25 protein-coding genes and 1 pseudogene are annotated in these 23,850 nt (G+C 27.7%); 22 read left to right on the top strand and 4 right to left on the bottom strand.

The window, feature by feature from the left end; all coding sequences use genetic code 11:
- The first annotated feature begins 39 nt into the window (after positions 1-39).
- The 13 genes from HF850_RS02890 to HF850_RS02830 all read left to right on the top strand — a co-directional run bounded on the left by HF850_RS02890 (position 40) and on the right by HF850_RS02830 (position 13,125).
- The gene (locus HF850_RS02890; RefSeq protein WP_169103984.1) at positions 40-1,923 is read left to right on the top strand and encodes a S8 family peptidase; all 1,884 of its coding nucleotides are present in this window, start codon (positions 40-42) and stop codon (positions 1,921-1,923) included.
- A complete protein-coding gene (locus tag HF850_RS02885; protein ID WP_169103983.1) occupies positions 1,908-3,626 on the top strand; it encodes a S8 family peptidase in 1,719 nt (572 codons plus the stop codon). Before HF850_RS02890 ends, HF850_RS02885 begins: the two co-directional genes overlap by 16 nt.
- Positions 3,627-3,663: 37 nt before the next feature.
- Positions 3,664-5,556, top strand: coding sequence for a S8 family peptidase (locus tag HF850_RS02880; RefSeq protein WP_169103982.1), 1,893 nt, complete (start codon positions 3,664-3,666; stop codon positions 5,554-5,556).
- Between the two features lie 318 nt (positions 5,557-5,874).
- Positions 5,875-6,297 (top strand): flavodoxin, encoded by a 423-nt coding sequence (locus HF850_RS02875; protein ID WP_169103981.1) that lies wholly within the window; start codon positions 5,875-5,877, stop codon positions 6,295-6,297.
- A gap of 154 nt (positions 6,298-6,451) precedes the next feature.
- On the top strand, positions 6,452-6,787 hold the full coding sequence (locus HF850_RS02870; protein ID WP_169103980.1) for a cupin domain-containing protein: 336 nt from the start codon (positions 6,452-6,454) through the stop codon (positions 6,785-6,787).
- A gap of 172 nt (positions 6,788-6,959) precedes the next feature.
- Entirely contained in the window at positions 6,960-7,364 is a 405-nt protein-coding gene (locus HF850_RS02865; RefSeq protein ID WP_169103979.1) for a GNAT family N-acetyltransferase, read from the top strand.
- Between the two features lie 51 nt (positions 7,365-7,415).
- Positions 7,416-7,601: a hypothetical protein gene (locus HF850_RS02860; RefSeq protein WP_169103978.1), complete on the top strand. Its 186-nt coding sequence runs from the start codon at positions 7,416-7,418 to the stop codon at positions 7,599-7,601.
- Between the two features lie 100 nt (positions 7,602-7,701).
- Entirely contained in the window at positions 7,702-7,974 is a 273-nt protein-coding gene (locus tag HF850_RS02855; RefSeq protein WP_169103977.1) for a hypothetical protein, read from the top strand.
- 285 nt (positions 7,975-8,259) lie between these two features.
- Positions 8,260-9,672, top strand: coding sequence for a DUF2971 domain-containing protein (locus HF850_RS02850; RefSeq protein ID WP_169103976.1), 1,413 nt, complete (start codon positions 8,260-8,262; stop codon positions 9,670-9,672).
- A gap of 140 nt (positions 9,673-9,812) precedes the next feature.
- A complete protein-coding gene (locus HF850_RS02845; RefSeq protein ID WP_169103975.1) occupies positions 9,813-10,487 on the top strand; it encodes a manganese catalase family protein in 675 nt (224 codons plus the stop codon).
- Positions 10,488-10,646: 159 nt separating this feature from the next.
- A complete protein-coding gene (locus HF850_RS02840) occupies positions 10,647-11,624 on the top strand; it encodes a WYL domain-containing protein (RefSeq protein WP_169103974.1) in 978 nt (325 codons plus the stop codon).
- Positions 11,625-11,733: 109 nt separating this feature from the next.
- Positions 11,734-12,621 (top strand): hypothetical protein, encoded by an 888-nt coding sequence (locus tag HF850_RS02835; RefSeq protein WP_169103973.1) that lies wholly within the window; start codon positions 11,734-11,736, stop codon positions 12,619-12,621.
- Between the two features lie 246 nt (positions 12,622-12,867).
- Positions 12,868-13,125: a hypothetical protein gene (locus tag HF850_RS02830; RefSeq protein WP_169103972.1), complete on the top strand. Its 258-nt coding sequence runs from the start codon at positions 12,868-12,870 to the stop codon at positions 13,123-13,125.
- Between the two features lie 135 nt (positions 13,126-13,260).
- Here HF850_RS02830 and HF850_RS02825 read toward each other — a convergent pair whose 3' ends face one another.
- Positions 13,261-13,500 (bottom strand): hypothetical protein, encoded by a 240-nt coding sequence (locus tag HF850_RS02825; RefSeq protein ID WP_169103971.1) that lies wholly within the window; start codon positions 13,498-13,500, stop codon positions 13,261-13,263.
- Positions 13,501-13,651: 151 nt separating this feature from the next.
- Positions 13,652-14,005, bottom strand: coding sequence for a thiol reductase thioredoxin (locus HF850_RS02820; protein ID WP_169103970.1), 354 nt, complete (start codon positions 14,003-14,005; stop codon positions 13,652-13,654).
- A gap of 373 nt (positions 14,006-14,378) precedes the next feature.
- Here HF850_RS02820 and HF850_RS16095 point away from each other — a divergent pair, with 373 nt between their 5' ends.
- Positions 14,379-16,067, top strand: a complete 1,689-nt coding sequence (locus HF850_RS16095) for a GGDEF domain-containing protein (RefSeq protein WP_169103969.1) — start codon at positions 14,379-14,381, stop codon at positions 16,065-16,067.
- 425 nt (positions 16,068-16,492) lie between these two features.
- Complete coding sequence (locus tag HF850_RS16090; RefSeq protein WP_169103968.1) at positions 16,493-18,166, top strand: GGDEF domain-containing protein; 1,674 nt, start codon at positions 16,493-16,495, stop codon at positions 18,164-18,166.
- A gap of 826 nt (positions 18,167-18,992) precedes the next feature.
- Here HF850_RS16090 and HF850_RS02805 read toward each other — a convergent pair.
- Complete coding sequence (locus HF850_RS02805; protein ID WP_169103967.1) at positions 18,993-19,406, bottom strand: DUF1284 domain-containing protein; 414 nt, start codon at positions 19,404-19,406, stop codon at positions 18,993-18,995.
- Positions 19,393-19,953: a biotin transporter BioY gene (locus HF850_RS02800; protein ID WP_169103966.1), complete on the bottom strand. Its 561-nt coding sequence runs from the start codon at positions 19,951-19,953 to the stop codon at positions 19,393-19,395. The genes HF850_RS02805 and HF850_RS02800 overlap by 14 nt, the downstream gene beginning before the upstream one ends.
- 236 nt (positions 19,954-20,189) lie before the next feature.
- Here HF850_RS02800 and HF850_RS02795 point away from each other — a divergent pair, with 236 nt between their 5' ends.
- The 7 genes and pseudogenes from HF850_RS02795 (at position 20,190) to HF850_RS02765 (ending at position 23,707) form a co-directional block, all read left to right on the top strand.
- Positions 20,190-20,681 carry an HD domain-containing protein gene (locus tag HF850_RS02795; RefSeq protein WP_169103965.1) on the top strand — a complete coding sequence of 164 codons (492 nt, stop codon included), beginning with the start codon at positions 20,190-20,192 and terminating at the stop codon, positions 20,679-20,681.
- A gap of 67 nt (positions 20,682-20,748) precedes the next feature.
- A complete protein-coding gene (locus tag HF850_RS02790; RefSeq protein ID WP_169103964.1) occupies positions 20,749-21,093 on the top strand; it encodes a phenylpyruvate tautomerase MIF-related protein in 345 nt (114 codons plus the stop codon).
- Positions 21,094-21,375: 282 nt separating this feature from the next.
- Positions 21,376-22,224, top strand: coding sequence for a zinc ribbon domain-containing protein (locus HF850_RS02785; protein ID WP_169103963.1), 849 nt, complete (start codon positions 21,376-21,378; stop codon positions 22,222-22,224).
- Between the two features lie 245 nt (positions 22,225-22,469).
- Complete coding sequence (locus HF850_RS02780) at positions 22,470-22,934, top strand: GyrI-like domain-containing protein (RefSeq protein ID WP_169103962.1); 465 nt, start codon at positions 22,470-22,472, stop codon at positions 22,932-22,934.
- A 130-nt stretch (positions 22,935-23,064) separates the two neighbouring features.
- Positions 23,065-23,355: a DUF1653 domain-containing protein gene (locus tag HF850_RS02775; protein ID WP_169103961.1), complete on the top strand. Its 291-nt coding sequence runs from the start codon at positions 23,065-23,067 to the stop codon at positions 23,353-23,355.
- Positions 23,351-23,428 (top strand): annotated as a pseudogene (locus HF850_RS15590) (nucleotide pyrophosphohydrolase); the annotation flags it as partial. The gene HF850_RS02775 and the pseudogene HF850_RS15590, both read left to right, overlap by 5 nt.
- A gap of 129 nt (positions 23,429-23,557) precedes the next feature.
- Positions 23,558-23,707: a hypothetical protein gene (locus HF850_RS02765; protein WP_169103960.1), complete on the top strand. Its 150-nt coding sequence runs from the start codon at positions 23,558-23,560 to the stop codon at positions 23,705-23,707.
- The last annotated feature ends 143 nt before the right edge of the window (positions 23,708-23,850 follow it).

The raw sequence follows: 23,850 nt of genomic DNA, 5'->3' as shown, positions 1-23,850 counted from the left end.
AATTAATATAATTATAAAAAAGAGTATGAGGGATAAAAAATGTCTGATAGCAGAAATTTGTTTTATGATCCGAGGGCAGAAAATCGTTTGATAGAGTATCGTGGGAATTTTTTAGAACAGATGAGTAAAATAGACTATGCTGTAGGTAGTGTGTTAAATGAAGCCTTAGGAATAATAGCAGTTTATCCAGAGGATGTAGACAGACTATTAAATGATGTACCAGCTATAATTTATATTGATTTTAGAACTATGTTCGTTTTAGGAGATATTGCTCCAGATTATGTTGATAATATAAACAGTGTAAAGATTAATCCGTACTTAGATCTTAATGGAAGTGGCGTTACAGTTGGAATAGTAGATAGTGGAATCGATTATTTAAATAGTGAATTTATAAATGAAGATGATACATCAAGAATATTAACAATATGGGATCAGACTATAGAAAACAATTCTGATGATCCTAATAAACCATATATAGGCACAGTTTATACTAATGAGCAGATTAATGCAGCTATACAAGCTAAAATAAATAACAATAATCCATATGATATAGTACCATCAAGAGATGAGCGTGGTCATGGTACAAAGGTTGCAGGGATAATAGGGGCAAAGGGTAATGGGATAGGATTTAAAGGTGTAGCAGATAGATGCGACTTTATTATAGTAAAGCTCTTTGAGTCATCTAATTTTAAGGAGAAACTTGAGGGTGATCAAATAGGCGACGTAGCTGTATATAACAATTCAGAAGTTGTAGCAGGTTTAGAGTTCTTAAAACAACAGTTTTTTAAGCTTAACAACAAGGCAATGGTCATATATATGGGAGTAGGAGGTACTAATGGAGCTCATGATGGAGGGAATCTTATTTCTAGATATGTAAGTTCATTGGGAATGAATAGAGGTATGTGTCTAGTTACAGGTGTAGGTAATGAAGGGGATGCGCAGGGGCATGCAGTTGGTTTTCTTAAGTATAAAGGTGATAAATCTATCCAAGAATTAAAGATTCCAAGAGAGGTCAAAATGCTTACTGTGGATATATGGATTCAAAAACCTAATAAAGCCTCTATAAATATTATTTCTCCAACAGACGAATCATCTAGTATTATAGTTTCAAAATTAAATAAAAGTGAAACTAGTAAATTTGTATTTACTGAAACAGAATATAGTGTTTTTTTTAGAACACCTGATCACTTTACTGGACATGATTTAGTTCAGATAGTATTTAAGAATATTAAGCCTGGTATATGGAAGATAATGCTTGTAGGAGAGTATGTAATAAATGGTCGTTACGATATATGGCTTCCACCTCATTCTGTTATTCCGGAGGGCCTCGTATTTCTTACACCAACATCAGATAATACTATAACCCTTCCATCTACATCAACAAATGTAATCTCAGTTGGATATCTTGGAGAAAATAATGTAATAGTTTCTTCATCAGGCAGAGGATTTACTACAAATGTTAATTCAGTTCGTATGGCAGTAACACCTATTATTGCAACAATAGGAAAAAATATTATAACTACAGATCTAAATGGTGCTAATACAACAATGTCTGGTAGTTCTGCAGCTGCAGCAGTAGTAGCTGGAGGATGTGCCCTTCTTTTACAGTGGGGAATAGTAAAAGGAAATGATCCTACTATGTATTCAAAGAAAATAATAAGCTATTTGGAATATGGTGCAGCAAGAAATCCATTATATAAATACCCTAATAAGGAAACAGGCTATGGAGAGTTTAATCTTCTTGGAGTATTTAATGTTATAGGAAGACTATTTAAGAGTTCACAGTTAAATCGTCAGCATAGAGGTATTAGAAATATAGGAATGCAAGTAAATGAATTTGGTGATTACGAGTATTATGTTGATAATCTCTTTATAAGAGTACCTAGAAATTGTATTGAGGAGTTTGTATGGAAAGAGATGTAAAAAATAATAATATATTTAATGATCCTAATTATTATCATTATCTTATACAGTTTATTGGAGATATTAAAGCTGAAATTAATCCTCACCCATATTTTGTAGTTACTATACTTTCAGATATTTATGCCATATTATCCTTTCCTAAAGAACATGTAGATGATATTGACCAGGGACTGAAATTCAAAACAATTGTATTTGTTAAGCCCGCTGAAATATTTACTTTACAATCTATAACACCAGCTGAAGCAGCACAGGCAGAATTTCTACAGTTAGATCTTCCCTTAAATTTAACAGGGCAAGGTGTGGATGTGGCAATTATAGATACGGGTATTGATTATCTTAATGAAGAATTTATGGATAAATATGGAAATTCAAGAATAAGTTTTATATGGGACCAGACTGCTGAAAAGAGAAAAACTGATTTTCCAGTAGATGCACAGTTTGGAACAGTTTATAGCCATGATGAGATACAAAATGCTATTAATGAATATAGAAATGGAAATGATCCTTATAGAGTTGTACCTTCAAAGGATGAAATAGGTCATGGTACTCAGATGGCAGGGCTTATTGGTGGTACAGGAAAAAGACCTGAGCTTAAGGGTGTTGCACCTGAATGTAATTTAATGTGTGTTAAATTAGTTGAAGATTATGGATTTGAAAGTTCTTTTAAACCATCAGCACCTGTGTATAATCTTACTTCTCTATGGGCTGCTTTCTTATTTTTATATCGATATTCCTCAGTATACAATAGACCACTTGTAATATATATGCCTCTTGGAACTAATTTAGGTAATCATAAGGGAAATGGTGTATTAGATTCTTTAATTGATTATATATCCATGAATTCAAGAATAATAGCGGTTACCTGTGCAGGTAATGAAAGAGCAAATAATAATCATGCTTCAGGATCTATAAGTAGTGATGAAAATTCAAAGACTATAGAAATAGATGTTCCTCCTGAAGAAAAAAATCTATGGGCTGAAATATGGGTTGATGCTCCTAATATTATGTCTGTTGAAGTTATATCTCCATCTGGAGAAGATAGTGGAATTTCAACATCTACATCACAAAAAACAAGCACGTATCAATTTATATTTGAAAAAACCACAATAAAATTAAATTATTATATACCAGAGCAATTAACAGGTGACGAGCTTATAAAAATACGTTTTTATGATTTACAGCCAGGCATTTGGAAAATAAGGCTTACAGGAAATATTATTTTAGATGGCAAATTTAATATATGGATACCCCAGCTTGGAATTACATCTGAAAACACTAAATTAAGTCCAGCAGATACCTATGGTACTATAATAAATCCATCTAACAATGATTTTTCAGTTACAGCTGCAGCTTATAATCAAAATAACAATAATGTTGTAAGTTATTCAGGAATGGCTTTTAGTGAAAATTATATAAATGCTATTGATGTTGCAGCTGGAGGTGTAGATGTTTTAACCACTGCACCAGGTAATAAAACTGCCATTGCAAATGGAACATCAGTATCTGCTGCTATAGTGGCTGGAGCATGTGCTATGCTTTTTGAGTGGGGAGTAATACAAAAAAATGATCCTTATATGTATTCTAAAACTATTAAGACATATTTAGCTAGAGGAGTAATTGCAAGAGGAGGAGATTATTATCCTAATCCTCAGTGGGGGTATGGCATACTTAATATATTGAATATGTTCCAAAACCTTACTTAGATTATTATATTGGTTAATGTGTAGAAAACAAATTAATATGGAGGAGATTAAAATATATAGACAGAATATTGGAAGTAGCAAGGTTAATGCTTCCATTGGACTTTTGACCAATGTGCCAATGGAGATTAAAAATAAGATTCTTAGACGTATGTATTCTAACTCTAATGATGGTAACGTCGAAGAAAATATAGAAGTTATAATCTTATATAAATATAATGCTCAAAATATAAAGGGATTTATAGAACAATTAGGTGGGACTTTTTATGATCTCCAATTTAATTTTGCAATAGTTACTATACCTATAAGTAAAATATGGGATTTAGCAAATTATCCAGAGATTAATTATATGGAGCTACCAAAGGAACTTTTTGAATCGGATACGAGTATAACTGTTGGAGCCTGTGGTACACAAAAGATTTCAGTGAAAAATGAAATTACTGGAAAAGGTGTAATAGCTGGATTTATTGATTCTGGTATAGATTTTACTCATCCAGCCTTTAAAGATAAAGAAGGAAATACACGTATTCTTTATATATATGACTTGGTAAGCAATGTGGTTTATGATAAGAATCAAATTAATGCTGCAATAAAATCAAATAATCCATATGAAATGATACCTGTAGAAGATATTACTGGTCATGGTACTCATGTTGCAGGGGAAGCTTGCGGAGGTGGAAATGTACCTTCTGAATATAAAGGTATAGCAGAAGATTCAAGTATAATTATGGTCAGAGGCGGAAGAGGAAGATGGGTTTTAAGCAGTAATATAATGAAGGGCTTAAAGTTTTTAATAGATAAGAGCAAAGAACAAAATATGCCTTTAGTTGTTAATATAAGCTTAAGCACAAATTATGGATCTCATAATGAAGCCAGCCTTCTTGAGCAGTATATAAGTACAGTTGCTGAACTAGAAAAGGTTACAATTGTTGTTGCGGCAGGAAATGAAGGGGATGCAGGTCATCATGTAGAGGGAACTATTAGTCGAATTAATAAACAAAGGCAAGCATTTAATATAGCTAATGATGAAAGTATGGTTGCAATAAACGTATATAAGTCAATACTTCCTCAAGCAACTATAAGTATAATAGGGCCTAAAGGTATAAATAGTGGTGAAATAGAAATTCAAGAGGGATATAAAACACTTACTATTGGACAAACAAGGTGTGATATATATATATCAGGTGCAAGGCCTTTTGATTTAGAAAGTGAAATTCAAATTATTCTTACACCTAAAGTGTCTGAATTTATAATTGAAGGTACATGGAGTATAGAAATTAATTCTGTAGATAAGGAAACTGGAAACTATTATATATGGCTGCCTATTTCTGAAGGACTCAACCCTAAAACAAGATTTTTAACACCTAGTCAAAATAATACCCTAGGAATACCTGCAACTGTAAGAAATGTTATATCAGTTGGGGCTTATAATTCTACTACAAATACGTTATCAACATTTAGTGGAAGGGGAGGTTTAAATCAAAATTATGTAAAACCAGATATTTTAGCACCAGGAGAAAATATATATGGACCCCTTGTTGGAGGTGGATATGATACTAAAACTGGTACATCTATGGCTGCTCCACAGGTTGCAGGTGTATGTCTATTATTTTCAGAATGGGGAATAGTAAAACAAAATGATCCATTACTATATGGTCAGAGATTAAAATATTATCTTATTGTAGGAGCAAATAGAAATAGAACGAATATAGTATATCCTAGCGTATCATGGGGATATGGATCTATCTGTCCTACAAAAAGCTTTTCTATTTTATATAATGACATATTACAGAATAGGGGGGAGTTTAGAAATTCTCATTTGAAGTATAGTGATGAAAATTATATTAAAATAGAAGAAATTAATGATTATATGAAAATTCATGGTGATTTAAATCATGGTAAAAGTAAGCTTTTTTATAGAATGCCTGAATAAATCATAAGGAGTATAAGAATTAATATGTAGTAGTAAATAAAGTGAATATATTTAAATTTTATGGTTGTAATGATGAACAAGGCTTTAGAGATTATAAAGAGCCTTGTTCATTTTTTGTTTTTAATATATGGTAAAATTATGGATTTTGCACCAGTTAAGATATAAAAATAAATATAGTTAATAAAAATAATAATTATTATCATAAATGTGATTCGAATCACATTAAGTTACATTTTTCAGGACTATAATGAAGTCAGAAGTTAAGGAAAGAAACTTAACAAAGTAAAAATAAAGAGTGAAGCTGAGGAGGAATTACCTATGAAAATAGTATATTATAGTGAATCAGGAAATACAAAGAGAATGGCTGAATTAATTGCAGAAGGAATCGAAGTAGAAGGAGAACATGTTAATTTATACGATGTTGAATCAGTTTCAGCTAAAGATTTAGAAAATGAAGATGTAATAATATTAGGATGTCCAGCACAAGGAGCAGAAAGCCTTGAACAAGCAAATATGGAACCATTAGTTGAAGAATTAGAACCTAAGATAAAAGGTAAAAAGGTTGCTTTATTTGGTTCATATGGCTGGGGAGACGGCGAATGGATGAGAAACTGGGAAGAAAGAATGGAAGCTGCAGGTGCAGTATTAGTAGCTAAAGGATTAATAGTCCATGAAGAACCAGATGAAGAAGATAAGGCTAAGTGTATTAGCTTTGGTAGAAGAATTGCAGCTAGTGTATAAGTGAAATTTTTAAATAATAAAAGTAATAATTAAGATAAATATAATATTTATAAATATAGCATTTAACAATATAATTTTATATAGACAAAAAATATAGAATTTAACAAAATAATATTTGATAATGAATAATAATATTTTAAATGGAGTAATGGTTATGGAAATTAAGGAAAGTATGGATGAACTAGAAAGTGTAAATCTTAATCCAGTAAATATAGAAAAAATAAGTGAATCTAAGAAGCTTTTAGGAATGACTCCTAAGTTTAAGACAATGTATTTAAAGTTTGAAGAAGGAAAGAAGCTTTCAAGCAGTTCACATAATGGATATGCTTCAATATTTGTTTATGAAGGTAAGATAAATTTAAAATTTGAAACTGGTGAAGAGTTTCAATTAGAAAAAGGTTCTTATTTAGCTCTTGATGGAAGTGTAAAGCATAGTGCTGTTGTAGAGGCTCCAAGTAAGGTTGTTGTACATATGTGTTTTGAAGAATAATTTAAAAATAACTCTTTTTTGACAATAATGGATGGTTATAATCAAAAAAGAGTTATTTTTATTTAAATTATAATTACTTTACAGAGTAATAATATTTCGATTAGAAAGTCTTTTAGTTGAATTGTATTAGTAGAAAATATATACTAAAGATAGGGGAAAAGGGGGAGCTTGTATGAAGGTAAGAATAGCAAAAGTAGAAGATGCAAAAGAATTGGTTTCTATTTATAAATATTATGTTGAAAACACTGATATAACTTTTGAGTATGATACGCCAACAATTGAAGAATTTGCAGATAGAATAGGAAAACAGGGGATTGGTACTATGCTTTATAATGAGCTAGAAAAATATCTTAAGCTTATGAATATTATAAATGTTAATGCTTGTATTGCATACCCAAATGAAACAAGTGAAGCATTTCATAAGAAATTTGGATATAAAACTGTAGCTCATTTTACTAAGTGTGGTTATAAGTTTGGAAAGTGGAAAGATATGATTTGGATGGAAAAGATGATAGGACAGCATATAGATAATCCTCCTGAAGTTATATCATTTCAGAATATAGTAGAAGGAATATAATAATTTATAAAAGAGAAATAAAAAGGCTTTAAATGAATGGAGACTATAGATATGAGTAAATTAGAAAAATGTATAAATGAAAAGTATAGCTGTTACTGTAACAAGTTAAGAGAATGCAATGAGTGTGAAGGAAATCATATAGTAAATGGTAAATGTGAACTTAATCCTGCTGACTTCTGTACATGCAGACATTGTGGTAAGGCCATTAGAAGTGATGGGTATAGTTATACAGAATAAAAAATTAGATTTTGACTAATATTTAAATTAAAAAATATAGAAAAGTGTTTTAATTATAAGTAGTATTATATTTATATAAAACAAAGGAAGTGTAATGATTATGAATAATAAATATGATTTTATGTTCAAATATCTACATAATGCAACTAAAGAAGAAAGACATATTGAAGAGATGGAAGCATTTGCGAAAAAGCATCCATTACTATTTGCAAAATGCCACTTTTTATTTAGACCAATAGTAAGTGATGATGAAAATAGTAAGGAATACATAGAAGCAAAAGCCAAACTAGAAAAAATATTTGAAAAGAATGAAGAGGATTTTTCTACTTTATTTAATGCTGTTAAAGAAAAATTTTCGGGTAAGTATTTTTAATTATGTGAAAGAGCAATATTAGAACTTTTGTTTAATTAAATATTATAGATAACTTAATAAGCCTACATATCAAATGATATTTTTTGATGTGTAGGCTTATTTTATAGTGTAGGGAAATAAGGAGTTTGAAAAGGCTAGACATAAGTTATATCAATGGTTTGAAAGATATTAAGTGCATTCAATATATTAATATAAAAAATAGTATAAACAGCTGTTTTAAAAAAATGTTGGTGCTTAATTATGCTAGATTAATTATGATATAATCTCACTTAGGTGGTGAATAACATGTATAGATTTAGAAAAACAAAATACTTGTTGGATGAACAGTATGATGAACTTAATAATCAAGAAATATATTTTGCTTCTCCAGAAGAATTAAATGATCCTATGGAAGGTATCAAGGATATATTCTGGCAAGGTGATGAAATTTTATGGAGAAACTTTATAACTCACTATCTTATGTGTCTTGAACATGTTACAAATATGTGGAGTGTAGTAGGTGAAGATAAGGAAATTAATAAGAATTTTATTCCAGTATTTAAAAACAGTATTGAATTTTCATCTGTTAAACATAAAGAGAGATTTATTAAAATACAAGATTATTTCTTTGCAAATAAAATTATAAAGAATATGCCATCATTTTTGGCAGATAAAAATAAGAAAATAAGATACAATGAGCTTCTTAAGTATTTAAAGATAATACATAAGTTCGCATTTGATTCTATAAATTTTGTAGATTATAATTATGGATATATGAAGCGAATTAACATATTTGAAAATATATTAGAAGAAAATAATATAATACAGCTTGAAGGTGGAGATAATAATGGAGAAGAGGATGATAAGGAATTTATATTGGAAGATGAAATTGAAAGTATGTTTAATACTCTTAACAATATTAATTCTAGTAGGGATATTTTTAAGTTTTATGATGAAAAAGGAGAAAGTGTATTTAGTAACAAGACGTTTATAATGATACAGTTTCCAGAAGCATATTTAAGTAAAATTGAAGAACTTATTTGGCCAAAGTGGTATGCTGCATGTTTTACAAATCAATGCACAAGTGTATCATCATGGGGGACTTATGGTGATAATCATAAGGGTGTGTGTTTAAAATTTAAGACTAAGTATAAGGAAGATTCTAAAACAGAATTTTTAAATTTAACAGGGGTTATTAAAAATGGATTTAATTCAGTAATAGGTAGTAATCATTATAAATTATCTAGTGTTAATTATAAGAATGTATTGCCTGAGATAGATTTTTTTAAAACCCTTGGAAGGTTAACTTACCCTAATTTCAATAAACATTGGTATACAAATGAAGAGGCAGAAGTAAGCAATACTATAGTAAATATGGATTTTAATGAAGAATGGATGAAGGCATATTCTAAGAATTTTAATAAAAGTATTACTACCAAAACCACAAAATATTCTAGTGAAGAAGAATACAGAATTATATTAGATGATTTATTCAATGATTATAGTGATAAAGAAGATAGAAAACTAAAATATGATTTTAATGCTCTTGAAGGAATTATATTTGGAATAAAAACAAGCAGTGTAGATAAGGCAGAAATAATTAAAATAATAAGAAGAAAGTGCCATGAAACTGGAAGAAAGAATTTTGATTTTTATGAGTGTGAATATTGTCATGAAAGCGGAAAAATTAAGCCTGTAAAAATTAATATTCCTATATAATAAAATTACTAATGAGATACAAAAGATTTAGTGGGATTTTATTAGGTGATCTATTCTTTATTAATTGTAAAAGTACTGAATATTTGAATCATATACTACAAATAATATATTAAGAATAATAAGTCATTTGGAGTTAATATATGTTTGAACATAAAAAGAATCTATTACAAGAGGTAAAGGTAGAAAGACCTAACCCACAATATGCAGTGCTTATGCAGGAACAGTTAGGTGGAGCAAATGGTGAACTTAAAGCTGCATTACAGTATATTTCTCAAAGCTTTAGAATTAAGGATCCAGTAATCAAGGATTTATTCTTAGATATTGGTGCAGAAGAATTAAGTCATATGGAAATGGTAGCTCAGACAATTAATTTGTTAAATGGTCATGATGTGGATAATGAAAAGGTTGATAACGGACAAATTCAGGCACATGTGGAAAATGGTTTAGCACCTGCACTAAAAAATTCTTCAGGATCACCTTGGACATCAGATTATGTTTCAGTTACAGGAGATCTTGTTGCTGATTTATTGTCTAATATAGCTTCAGAGCAGAGAGCAAAAGTTGTTTATGAAAATTTATATAGACAAATAGAAGATAAAGAAGTAAGAAAAACTATTGATTTCTTATTAAATAGAGAAGAGGCTCATAATGCATTATTTAGAGAAGCATTAAATAAAGTTCAAAAGACTGGTTCAAATAAAGATTTTGGAGTTACTGAAGATTCTAAGTTATACTTTGATTTATCAACACCAGGACCTTCACATGAAGCTCCAAATCCAACACCACCATCTTTTGATAATCCTAGAAGATCATAAGTTTATAATAAAATTATTTTTATACGAAAATACAGGCTGTAGTTATTTTAATATAGTCTGTATTTTTACGTTCTTTAAAATAATGAATTATTAGGGACATAATATGTCTGATAAAATTATGTATAATATTCATATAATAATTATTTAGGAGAGGCAGCAATGAGCGAAGAAGATAGAAGAGAAAAAATTTATAGAATATTAGAAATGTATGAAAGATTTAATAAAGGCGAAAAAAGAAATAAACAGTTTTTTGTAGACAAGTATAATGTTAATGAAAAAACAATACAGAGAGATATTAATGATTTAAAAGGCTACATAGAAAAAGATGAAAGTAATAAAAGGACAATAATATATAACAGAGCAGAAAAAAAGTATGAAATGATTAATCCAACAGGATTTAAATTTTCGGATAAAGATATATATGCATTATCTAAGATTATATTAGAGTCAAGGGCTTTTTCTAAGACTGAAATGAATAGAGTTCTTGATATACTTATTAGCCAGTGTGAAGATGATGGGATAATTAGAAAGATAATTAATAATGAAAGATTTAACTATGTACCTCCAAAACATAATAAAAATATTATAGATTTTATCTGGAAAATAAGTGAAAGCATACAAAGACAGAATATTGCTGAAGTTAAATATGAGAGACAAGATGGGACAATAAAACAATATAAATTAAAGCCATTAGGTTTAGTATTTAGTGAGTTCTATTTTTATCTTATAGGGGAAATGGTGAGTAAGAATAAATCATTTAACATTGTATTTAGAGTTGACAGGTTCCATGAATATTTTATAACAGAAGAAAAGTTTTCTATGCCATATAAGGATAGATTTGAAGAGGGTGAATTTAATAAGAGAATACAATTTATGTATACTGGGCAATTAATGAAAATCCAATTTAAATTTTGGGGAGATTCACTTGAAGCTATTCTTGACAGACTGCCAACAGCTAAAATAATAAAGTATGATGAAAAGGATAATAAGCCTATTATTGAAGCAGAGGTTTATGGGGAAGGCGTTAAAAGATGGATTCTTTCTCAAAAGGAATTTTTAGAAGTATTAAGACCTGAGTCTTATAGAAATGAAATAAAAGAAACTATAAAAAGAATGTATGAATTATATGAAAAATAATCACAAGTACAATATGTGTCCATTAAGTTGAGTTAAAATAATCTCAAGAAAAGGTTAAAAAATATTTATAAACAGAAGATTATTCATGTAATGAATTGGAGGATGGAAAATGGCACACGATATAGTTGCAGTAATTTCAAAAAATTTAAAAGATGTACATAAACTATTAGATCTACATTGGATATATTATCCTATTGAAGATATGTTCCTTGACGATATGGAGAGAATAACTTATACAAGAGAAGAAGTAATTTCTAGAGCAAAAGGCAAATTAGAAGAATTCAATAAAGTTTTTTATTCAAAATATCTTATGGATAAGGAGAGCTTTAAAAAACAATATAAGTATTGGCCAGGATTTTTAGAGTATGTAGAAAAGGTATTCCCAGAAGATCTTAAAAGAAGTGATGATGAAATATATGAAGATATAGTACGTCACCAATTATCATTAAAGAGAAAAGAAGACGGAAGTGTATCACTTGACTATAATCCAGATAGGAAATTTGCTAGGTATTCTTTACCAAGAACACAGGGGACATTATGGGATTTTAAGTGTCCAGATAGAAAAATAAGAAGAAAAACTAAGGGTAGAGTAAAAGATTTAATGAGGGAAAGAAGACCATTAAAGAATGAAAGAGTAAATCTGCAAAAGTATTGGGATGGAGTTATGAAACGTCCAGAAGATGTTAAAGAAATTATTGAATTAGATGGCCTTACACCAGATACGTCAGAACGTTATAAAGACTGTTGTAATAAGAGAGATGCTCTAATAGGTATTTATGGTGACTTTGAAAATTTTCTAAAATATAATAATAAGGTTCAGTCATTTGCAGTGATAACACCTGATGGAAAGTGGCATGAAAATGTACTTAGAGATTGGTTTGGCAATGTAACTCATATTATAGAAGGTGAAAAGGAATGGATCGATAATTATTATGAAAGATTTATTGAACCATATGGTGAGTATTTTATTACATTTGTATGTTTTGCACATTACTAGAATAGTATAAAGTTAATTGTTATTACGTACAAGGGATTGTATCAATGGAGTTTTATGCTCTAATTTGGCACAATCCCTTCTTTCTGTATTCATAGATATATTGTTAAGATTAAATATATTTTAATATATCGAATAATAAATTATAAAAAAATGATTACAGGTACAATATGTGTCCATTAAATTGATATAAACTAATCTCAAGAAAAGATTAAAGATTATTTTATATAACATAACGGAGGATGAAAAATGGCACATTATACAGTTGCAGTAATTTCAAAGGATTTAAAAGATGTAGAGAATTTATTACTACCATATGCAATATATAATCTTGGAGATGCAAAAGAAATAACATATACAAGAAATGAAGTGGTTTCTAGATCAAGAGATAAGTTGGAGGAATTTAATAAATTTATTTATTCAAGATATCTTATAGATGCAGCTAATACTGAAATATATGATATTCAATCAAAATTAATAGAGCTAAGAAGTGAATTAGTAAGATAAATATTTTTGTGAAAAATTTAGGGTTAATTATGAGTTGGATTTATTACTTTAAAATTTAGTTAACAGTAGATTGATTATTATTGTAAAAAAACCGTATTACTCAAAATGAATAATACGGTTTTTATTTAAATAATATTAATAATTGATTCCAGCAGCTTGAACGTTTTCTACGTCATATTGAGAGCATGGAGTAACGCCATATGTCATATGACAATTTGGACATACAGATACGCATGTTTCCATTAAGAAATCAGTTCCGCAAGAACAATGTATTGTATGAGGAGTATCTAAAGGCATATCAGCTCTTCCAACTTCTCTTACTTTATCTACAACAGCTTTTCCATCTTTTTTGTCTGTACCACAACCACAACCCATTGATTGTACCTCCTATGTATAAATAAATATCTATTATTATACAATGAAATTCAATGAGTGTATGTATCATATGTTACATAAAAAATTATTTGTTTAAAAAAGGATATTATAAAAGCAATAAAATTCATAATACCCTTGTATAATATACTGTTTAGTTTGTAATAAGTTCTAGTATTTCACTTTCAGGTAATGAAGAATCACAGCGTACTTTTAAGTCCTCATTTTTTGAAACAATAAAACCAGGAACAGTTGCAATATTATATTTATTTCTAAATGAGCTTATATTTGTATCATTGTGATTAATACTGTCCACATAATATATAGGTACATTAATGTCATTAATAAGTGAACTTAGTTTCTTAACAAATTTTCTGCAGTATGGACATTCCTCTTTGCCTATGTATACAACAATTGTTCCATCTCCATCTAGTAATTTTTCAGCTTCGTCAGAATTTATTTTTTTAAATAAGCTTACATCTTTTTTGTATGTATCTTTATCAAACATTATTCATATTCCTCCTAAGTTTTTTTATAAATTTATTTTTTCCTATTTTATGTGAAAGATACCTCATGATTTCTTTATACCTACATGATAACATATTAAGGTTGAACTAAAAAAGTATAAGGTTTTTGATGAAAAAGTTACTTGTTAGCAGGAATTAAGTGTGGAAATAAATTTGTGTGGAAATAAAAATATTAATATACAATTATTTTAAAAAATGTAGAAATTAACTTGGAATTCATTTATAATGTAACAGAAAACTGTATTAAAAGTAGTTTTTTTTAATTAAATAGAATGTCTTTTTAATATTTTTAAAATTAAATAAAATACTGTAATTAAGGTTCATGGATGAAGAGAATATGTTGGGAGAGGTAATGTGACTAAAAAAAGTTTTATTAAATTATTAATAGCAATAGCATGCTCGCTTATGTTGTTTTCTATTATTTTAGGGAAAATAAGCGGATTTTATGTTTATAACAATAATAATTTTGATGAAAACATAAGCGTAATAGTAGAACATCCAAATGGAAGCAGTGAATATTTCGATTCATTAGATTTTCCTTTAGTTAATAAAGGCGATGTGATTTATGCCACAATCAATTTGGATCAAGATAGATATATTAAAAATTCATCTATTTGTTTTTATGTGTATCATAGTATTGTTTCGATTTATGATGATGAATATAATCTCTTGTATGAAAATGGTAAATATTTAGCGGAACAAGGTAAAATGATTGGGGCGGCTTTCATAGCAGCTGATATTCCAGAGAAAAGCTGGGGCAAATCATTAATTGTAAAATTAGAAGTTACAGAAGATAAAGCTTATTCTAAGTTACATGATTTTATGGTGATAAAAAGTGTAGATTCTTATAAATACTTGATTTTAAATCAACAAGCAGAATTTATAATTTTTATAGCAATATCAACAATATCAATAATAATTGTATTTAGTCTTGTATTTCTTCTTCTATTTGAAAGAAAATGGAGTTCTATTAGCAGGCAAGGAATATTTTTATTATCATTTTTGTTTTTAATATCTTCATGGTTCTTAGCTTTTAATGGTATGTGCAACATTTTTATAAATGACAAAGTGTTTTGTGCGGACATAGAATATATATCATTATTTTGTACTCCAATAATGCTATCGCTGTTTTTCTTTGAACAGACTAAAGAGTATAGAGTTAAAAAGATTCAAATACAATTAGCTATATTATATAGTTTATTTGCTATTATATGTATTATTTTAAATTACAATACTCAAAATTATCATTATTGTAAGATGATATCTATTTTTCATGTTTTACTGTTAATTGGGACTGTTTTAGATTTTATTATAATTATGAAATATGATATGAAGAACGAGTTGTCTAGTGCAGTAATTAAATATGGTGCATTAATATCACTAGCAATTATGTTTTTTGAAATAGTCAGATATAATATACATAGACATGCAAGTATATACATATCAGCCTTATCACGAAGCTTTACATCAATTGCAGTTGTAATATTTATCTTGGCCTTAGGATTAAGCTATGTGGTGCAGCTGGCAGATCATTATATCAGTAAATATGAAAAAAGAAATCTTGAAAAGCTGGCATATTATGACGTGTTAACAGGAATTTCTAATAGAGCTGGATGTTATAAACATTTTGAAAGTTTAGATGCATCTAAGGAAAATGCTTTAGTATTCATAGATGTAAATAATTTAAAATATGCTAATGATGTTTTTGGGCACGAAATGGGGGACAAGCTTATAGTATTTGTTGCAGAAGCTTTGAAAACTGCTTTTAGAAAAGATGGCTTTTATGGAAGATTAGGTGGCGATGAATTCGTAGCAGGAACTTATTCTGATAAAGGTCAAAATATTTATGTTTGTATGAATAGATTCAATAAAATTCTATATAATGCAAATGAAGAAAAGTTATTTCCTTTTAATGTTTCAGTTTCATATGGAATTAGTATAAGTAGTAAGGAAAATCCAATTTCTATAGACCAATTAATAAAAGAAGCGGATAAAAAAATGTACGAAAATAAGAAATTGAACAAAATGGAAAGATGTCAGTAAGATTAATATAACTATTTAATGTGTTAATTTAAAAAAGTATATAAAAAGGATATTGTGAAGACTTTAAAATTCACAATATCCTTTTTATATTCATTAATTTATAAGAGTTCTAATATTTTATTCTATATATATCTAATGTATTAAATTAGTTATATTTAATAACGAAATAGAAAATTATATTAGAATAATATTGACAAATCCTTTTTAGAAAAGATGATTCTTTTATGAATTGAAACTGAGATGGCGATATATAATTATTGAAAATGTAGAATTTATTTTGGGAATGCTATATAATAAAGTAGCATTATTAAAGCATTAAGTATTTATTTTTCATATAAAGGATTATCTTTTACTTCTAACTTTTGAAGTTTTAGAGAAATTATGAGTATGGGTTATATACTAAGGAAAAAGTTAGGAGATTTACGGTGACTAAAAAAGGTCTTATTAAACTAATTATAATAATTATGTGTTCACTTTTATTATTTTATCTTATTATAGAAAAATTAAGTGGATTTAATGTTTATAAAAATAATAATTTTGATAAATACATAAGCACAGAAATAAAACATCCAGATGGCACAGTTAATTATTATGAATCGGGTGTATTTCCTTTAGTTAATAAGGGGGATACAGTTTATGCTAAGGTTGATTTGCCTCTAGACAGATATATTAATGATTCAGCAATTTGCTTTTACGCATATCATAGTGTTATTGATGTTTATGATGAAGAAGGTAATTTGCTATATGAATATGGAGATAATCTGGCTAAAGAAGAAGATATGATTGGAGGAACGTATGTATTTGCTCATATTCCTAATGAAGCTTGGGGAAAATCTCTAACAATAAAATTACAAGTTCAAAAAGATAAAGCTTTCTCAAGAATACAGGGAGTTGTGATATTAGATAGTTTAGATGCTTACAAATATTTAATAGGTGATAAAGAACCTGAATTTATGATTTTTTTAACCATATTTGTAATTTCAGTAATATCATTATTTATTCTTATACTTGAAAGAAAATGGTCATCTATAGTGAGACAGGGAATATATTTATTATCATTTTTATGCTCAATATCTTTATGGCTTTTAGAGTATAATGGTATGATAAATCTTTTTACTAATAATAAAGTATTGGCTGCAGATATAGGATATATTGGGCTATTAATTAGTCCTGTTATGCTGGCATTATTTTTCTATGAGCAGAGCAATAATATAAAAACTAAAAGAATACATCTTTATTCAGCATTAATATTTGGTGTTTTTAGTCTTGTATGTATCTTGTTAAATTATACAACAGTAAATTATCATTATAGTAAGACACTTTATATTTTTCATATTTTGTTAGGAATTATAATTATTCTTGAGTTGTATCAAGTTATCAAACATAGTAAAATAGAAGATTTATCAGGTTTAGCTCTTAAGTATGGAGGATTGATATATTTAGTAATTATTTTACTAGAATTAATACGATATTATATATACAAAAATACAAATTATTATGTTGTAGCACTAACAAGAAACCTTTTTTCTATTGCAATTATGGTATTAATTGTATCTATAATATTAAGTTATGCAACACGACTTGCAAATTACTATATAGATGAATATGAAAAAGGAAATTTAGAGAAATTAGCATATTATGATGCCTTAACTGGAATTCCTAATAGAACAGGATGTTATAGACATTTTGAAAGTTTAAAATCTTCTAATGAAAATGCTATAGTATTTATAGATGTAAATGATTTAAAATATGCCAATGATGTATTTGGACATGGAATGGGAGATATGCTCATAAGGTTTATTGCAGAAACTTTAGAAAAAGCTTTTAAAAATCATGGTTTTTATGGGCGTTTTGGTGGAGATGAATTTGTAGCTATAATTAGCTCTAAGAAAGTTAAAAACATTTATGAATGCATGGATGCTTTTAATGAAGAATTAGCTAAAGCTAATGAAGAAAGTGTATTTCCATTTGAAGTATCAGTATCCTATGGAATAAGTGTAAGTAGTAAGGAAGATCCACTTACTATAGATCAACTAATAATAAATGCTGATAAGATAATGTATCAAAATAAGAAAAAGAAAAAATTAATAAGTAAATAACATTGTTAAAATTAAAAATTTATATTATGTAATTATAGCTTCAGTTAAAAGTAAGCTTTTATATAATGTGATTGTAGTAAAGAAAGAGATTGTTTGAGATATAACAGTCTCTTTTTGTGTTGTATAGGATTTGTAATTAATCGTGTATGTAAAAAATTTAGATAAGAAGCAAATTTATAACGAAAATTTACTTGGTTGTAATAAAATTGCTTTAGTTTATTTAATAATTATTATGTAAAGTAAAGTATAGTTAGTTGGTGGGTTTGAGAATATGCATAATCATGCTTTAATTCACACAAAGGTTAAAAAAGGGAATTCCTATTCCTGACGTCATAGGAATATAAGCGATTCGCGCAAAAACAAGTTTTTGGCTCTCTGCTTATAGAAATATAAAATTTCTATAGAAGAAGTTTGTTTTTATGCAAAAAATGAACAAAGATAAAAATTAATAAAATAATCTTACTTTTATCTTTGTTTTAATAAACTCTATAAAAAGTTATGATAAACAGTTTAATATTTAATTAAAGACATTTTATGTTGTTACAAACTTCAATAGTATGTTTAGCGTTTATCATTACATTTTCAAATGTTGTTTAACAATAGTTTGTTTTTTAAGTATATATTGATATAATTCTAATTTTGTGTATTTCTATTATTTGTTATTTATATAAGGAGTTGTTAATATGAATAATAGTACCTGCAATTGTAACCTATTTCTTAAATGCTATTTAATTATCTTAATTTAAAATAAAATGTCAGAGTATAAAAAACTTAACTCTGACATTATTATTTAATATTTATATATTGTTAACTTTATTTAAATGCTTTATTCAAGCCATATTCTCTTATGCTCATCGATTAAGTCTTTAGAGCATACTTCGTTTTTAAACCATTCACAATGGCTGCATATTTTTATAAAAGTATTATAATTGTAATTCTGATAAATAGTATTTATTATTTCCTTAAAAGAATACTCATGATTATTTTTAAGGCTCAAATATTCAAGGGTATGAGAGTCTAGTAAACTCACATTATTCTGATAAATACATTTACTGTCATTAGTTTTATTTGGACAGCATTTACACAATGAATCACATTGAGATACAAGTTTTATATGCGTATAAGGATTATTGTGTAATTGAGAAATAATATCTTTCATATTAGAAGTAAATTCAAAATTATAACCAAGACCTTTGAAAAAGAATATACAATTTATATGATGTGGTCTAATAAGCAGCATGTTTTTGAGCTCCTAATATAGAGTAAAGTCTAGGCTTTATTGTATATCCTATAAAAATTGCTACAAAGATAGTAATACAGTCTTTTATTATAAATGGCATTATACCACCAGCTATAGCTGCATTCATAGATATTGATGTTACATATTTTAATTGAATAGCACCAAGTATTAAATCAAGTATTATGCCTAAGAAAGCTAGTACATATAATAAAAGTTTATTTTTCTTATAAGATCCAAATCCAACTAAGAATGCAAGTATTATAAAGCCAAAGATATATCCTCCTGATGGTCCTACTAATACACTAAATCCACCATGAAATCCAGAGAAAACAGGAATTCCTATAGCACCTAATAAAGTGTATATAATAAGTGTGAGTGTTGAAAGCTTATGTTCTACAATAACTGAAATTAAAACTACTCCAAAAACCTGAAGTGTTATTGGTACTGGTGTAAAAGGAAGTGGAATTGCAATCTGAGAAAATGCTGCCATGAGAGCAGTACATAGCCCAACTAAAGTTATTTGTTTTGTTGATAAATGTAAATTCATATTTAAACCCCCTAAAATTTACTAGTATATATTGATAATACTACAAAAAAAATAATTGTCAACATAATTTAAGAAAGAGGTTAACAATAAACTTAGACTAAATCCTCAACTAATGCTGTAGTCAGACATAAGGATAATTCAAATAAATATAGGTACTTATTTCTATGTGCTACAATCTTTTTATAAAGTATGATATAATGGTAAAGATTCATATCTAAGCAGTGAAAGGAGTTATCATGACAGTAGCAGAAGTAACAAAAAAGATGATTGAATATTCTAATGGAAATCTTCATGATATAAATCATTTTATGAAGGTTTATGGATATGCAAAAACAATAAGTGAATGTGAAAATGTAGATGCTGATACTAAAGAAATTTTAGAAGTTGCAGCACTTTTACATGATATAGCATGTCCTTTATGCAGAGAGAAATATGGTAATACTAATGGTAAGTATCAGGAAGAAGAAGGCAAAATATTAACAGCTGAGTTTTTAAAGGATACAGGATATTCTGAGGAATTTATAAATCGTGTTGTTTATTTAGTTGGACATCACCATACTTTAACTGATATTAAAGGGGAAGACTATCAGATATTAATTGAAGCTGATTATTTAGTAAATGCTGATGAAAGCAATTATTCTAAAGAAAATATTAAGAATATGCTTGAAAAAGTATTTAAAACATCAACTGGAATTTCATTATTAAAATCAATGTATGGAATAGAGTAGTGGTTTAATATATGGGTGTATTGAAGTGATATGAATTATACTTTAATAAATATAAGGAGTGTTAGTTATGCCATTTATAGGATCAAGAGTAACTGTTAAAATATCAAAGGAAAAAGAGGAAATATTAAAAACTAGATTAGCTGAAGCTGCTGAATCATGCTTAGGTAAACCAGAAAAATTCTTAATGGTAGGTTTTGAAGATGAGTACACATTATACTTTGGCGGAGATAAACTTGAAAAAGGTGCATTTGTTGAAGTAAAAATTCTTGGAAAAGCTACAAGAGAAGAATTTGAAGAAATGACTGCTGAAATATGCAAGATTTATGGAGAAGAATTAGGAATTCCTCAAGATAAAATATATGTTAAATATGAAGAAGTTCAAAACTGGGGATGGAATGGTTCTAATTTTTAATAGTTAAATATATATGTAATTATAAAAGTGTTATAGTAAAATTACTTTTACTACAGCACTTTTTCTATTTTAATTATGTATATAAATCTCACACCTGTTAAACAGTAGATGGCATTGGTTAAATTTTATTGGTTATTTTACTAGAAAGATGTTATCATATTCTATGGTTGTTTATAAATTAAAATAATATTTTGTTAGACAAGTTTTATATTGTATAACAAATATGAAACTTAATTAAAAAATGTAATAATAAATGAGATACTAAGAAAGTAGAGACTATTAATGAATTATATAAAAAAAACTAAAGAGGCAACAGAAAAAATAATAAAAAAAGTTGAGAAGGGAATTAATAATAACATTAATTCAGTAAGAGGAAAAATTTATAAAGCACAGGTTGAAGCAGAAAATAAAGCTAGTGGTTTATCCATAAAGGATATAAAGCATGAACTTCAATTTAATTTGTATTCTAATGAATTAGGAAAATTTTTGATTTCATTCTGTGAATATATCATGTATATATTAGCATTCTGTGGAATTATAACATTTTTATACGGGCAATCTACTGACTATAAGGTGGTGAATTTATCTCTTCAATTAGGTGTAATTCAAATATTTATAGCTTCAGTTATAGGAGGTATATGCTATATAAAGAATAAACCACTACCAATACTAGTTTATACAGTAATAACTGCAATTACATATTTTTTAAGATTAACAGACCGTTCATATTATAATATAATAAATGTTTTTGTATCAGTATGTATGAGTATTGGAGCTGTATGTATCATAAAATCAATTATAAAATCGAAAGGATTAAAAGGAATAACTGGAATTTTTAATGGCTTATTTAGTGCTGATGATGAATATAGTGAGAAGATAAGCCGTACAGAAATCATGATAAGATGTCCAAAGTGTGGAAAGATATGCTCAAAGGATGATAATTATTGTGTTCACTGTGGTGAAATGATTAGATTACAAAGAAGAGTAGAAAGAAACAGTAAGAAAAAAACCACTGAAAAAGCTTCTAGTAAACTTAAGAAATTATCGAAAAAAGCTATGAATGCTAAAAATAATAAAACTACAGTTATGAAAGACATTGAAAAAAAGATTATAAATAATACTCAAGATTAGGTAAAAGATAAGTTATTAAAAAGTATATGGAATTTAATAAAGTAGAAGACAACTTTATTTAAAAAATAAGCATAGGATTTTGTATCTTATGCTTATTTTTTAAAAATTGAATTACAGAATATGGTATAATAGGATGTGTGGAATATATTCCAAAATAGAAAAATTTTGATTTTGAGAAAAGTAGGATTAATTATATGGCATGAAGTTAGTGATGACAAATCAGTAATTTTAGAGGAGGGATTAATTTGGAAATTAAGAAATGTAAAAAAGAATCATTTGTTGTAATAGGGAAAGAAGGTTCTACAGCAGATGGGCAAGGGTTTATTCAAAATTTGTGGAAAGAAGCTACAGAACACTTTGCAGAAATTAAATCATTAGCTAAGAAAGAGGAAAAAGGAAATTTTTTAGGCTTTTGGGGTGCAATGTCGGATGTATCAAGATCATTTAAACCTTGGGAAGATAATTTTACTAAGGGGTTATATTTAGCTGGAGCTGAGTGTAATGATGATGCTGAAGCACCAGAAGGATGGACAAAATGGAAGATTCCAGGTTATGAATATCTTTATGTTGAAAGTAATGGACCAGATACTTTTCCAAATATGATTCAATATTTAAAGGATAATAATATTGTATTAGCTGGAGCGGTTCATGACTTTACATGCCCATGTGACGGAAAAAATTATATGTTTTTTCCTATAAATAAAATTTAATATAGTTATCTTATTTCCAATTAAGTAAGAAACTAATTTTTAAAAAGTAAGTTATTATGGTATAAACAATAGTAGGTATATTCACAATAACTTATAAAAGAGATAAGCATATGGAAGAGGGTGAAGAAAAATGATTTCAATTAAAGAAACAGATGAAGAAGATAGATTAGAAATAATAAGCGACTGGGAAGGCAGAATAGTAAAGCACTTTAAAGGGGACTTATATTTAATAATAGATACAAATGTAATTCATACAGAAACTAATGAAAGAATGATATATTATAAGGCACTGTATGAACAATGCAGAACATTTGTAAGGCCAGCAAATATGTTTATAGAAAAATGTACTGACGAGCAGTATAAAAAATATGGGCAGAAATATAGATTTGAATTGTTTGAGATGGTTTCAAAGAAAAAATAATATGGATCAAAATGAAAAAAAGTACCCAGTAGAGAAAGCTAAAGGTTCAAGCAAAAAGTATACAGAACTTTAGCATAACCAAAAGTGGCAATGACAAATAAAGCTTTTAAGGTTGTTTTTTTAAATACAACTGTATTGGAAACTAGAGCTCAGACACATAAATAAATTTCAATTTGGGCAATTTATCTTAGAGGTGATATATATGAGTAGTAAATATACAAACACAAAAAAGAAGATGGCTTCATTAGGTCTTAAGAAAAATAAACAAGGAGATTATGAATATATAGATCCACAAGATACTACTTCAGAATTTGTGCCAGTAAGAAATTTGAATAGGAAAAAAGAAAAATAATAAAAAACACAGATTTTCTGTGTTCATGGAAGGATAAAAGCCTAGGAGATATTTTATAACATTTCCTGTGACTTTTTTGGTGTAAAAGACTATAGAAATAAATTTAATATACACCAAGGTTTAAAGTATATTAGATATAGGAT

Origin of the sequence: Clostridium sp. SM-530-WT-3G (assembly GCF_012843905.1) — a bacterium.
Lineage (GTDB): Bacteria > Bacillota > Clostridia > Clostridiales > Clostridiaceae > Clostridium.
The sequence above is the reverse complement of the archived record's forward strand: the minus strand, read 5'-3'. Positions and strand labels throughout refer to the sequence as shown.

Coding starts and splice junctions, on each gene's coding strand:
- HF850_RS02790 (WP_169103964.1), top strand. CDS start 20,749: ATGCCATTTATAGGATCAAGAGTAACTGTTAAAATATCAAAGGAAAAA.
- HF850_RS02860 (WP_169103978.1), top strand. CDS start 7,416: ATGAGTAAATTAGAAAAATGTATAAATGAAAAGTATAGCTGTTACTGT.
- HF850_RS02820 (WP_169103970.1), bottom strand. CDS start 14,005: ATGTTTGATAAAGATACATACAAAAAAGATGTAAGCTTATTTAAAAAA.
- HF850_RS02885 (WP_169103983.1), top strand. CDS start 1,908: ATGGAAAGAGATGTAAAAAATAATAATATATTTAATGATCCTAATTAT.
- HF850_RS02870 (WP_169103980.1), top strand. CDS start 6,452: ATGGAAATTAAGGAAAGTATGGATGAACTAGAAAGTGTAAATCTTAAT.
- HF850_RS02805 (WP_169103967.1), bottom strand. CDS start 19,406: ATGCTGCTTATTAGACCACATCATATAAATTGTATATTCTTTTTCAAA.
- HF850_RS02855 (WP_169103977.1), top strand. CDS start 7,702: ATGAATAATAAATATGATTTTATGTTCAAATATCTACATAATGCAACT.
- HF850_RS02890 (WP_169103984.1), top strand. CDS start 40: ATGTCTGATAGCAGAAATTTGTTTTATGATCCGAGGGCAGAAAATCGT.
- HF850_RS02785 (WP_169103963.1), top strand. CDS start 21,376: ATGAATTATATAAAAAAAACTAAAGAGGCAACAGAAAAAATAATAAAA.
- HF850_RS02845 (WP_169103975.1), top strand. CDS start 9,813: ATGTTTGAACATAAAAAGAATCTATTACAAGAGGTAAAGGTAGAAAGA.
- HF850_RS02850 (WP_169103976.1), top strand. CDS start 8,260: ATGTATAGATTTAGAAAAACAAAATACTTGTTGGATGAACAGTATGAT.
- HF850_RS02880 (WP_169103982.1), top strand. CDS start 3,664: ATGGAGGAGATTAAAATATATAGACAGAATATTGGAAGTAGCAAGGTT.
- HF850_RS02840 (WP_169103974.1), top strand. CDS start 10,647: ATGAGCGAAGAAGATAGAAGAGAAAAAATTTATAGAATATTAGAAATG.
- HF850_RS02775 (WP_169103961.1), top strand. CDS start 23,065: ATGATTTCAATTAAAGAAACAGATGAAGAAGATAGATTAGAAATAATA.
- HF850_RS02795 (WP_169103965.1), top strand. CDS start 20,190: ATGACAGTAGCAGAAGTAACAAAAAAGATGATTGAATATTCTAATGGA.
- HF850_RS02835 (WP_169103973.1), top strand. CDS start 11,734: ATGGCACACGATATAGTTGCAGTAATTTCAAAAAATTTAAAAGATGTA.
- HF850_RS02765 (WP_169103960.1), top strand. CDS start 23,558: ATGAGTAGTAAATATACAAACACAAAAAAGAAGATGGCTTCATTAGGT.
- HF850_RS02825 (WP_169103971.1), bottom strand. CDS start 13,500: ATGGGTTGTGGTTGTGGTACAGACAAAAAAGATGGAAAAGCTGTTGTA.
- HF850_RS02875 (WP_169103981.1), top strand. CDS start 5,875: ATGAAAATAGTATATTATAGTGAATCAGGAAATACAAAGAGAATGGCT.
- HF850_RS02830 (WP_169103972.1), top strand. CDS start 12,868: ATGGCACATTATACAGTTGCAGTAATTTCAAAGGATTTAAAAGATGTA.
- HF850_RS02800 (WP_169103966.1), bottom strand. CDS start 19,953: ATGAATTTACATTTATCAACAAAACAAATAACTTTAGTTGGGCTATGT.
- HF850_RS02865 (WP_169103979.1), top strand. CDS start 6,960: ATGAAGGTAAGAATAGCAAAAGTAGAAGATGCAAAAGAATTGGTTTCT.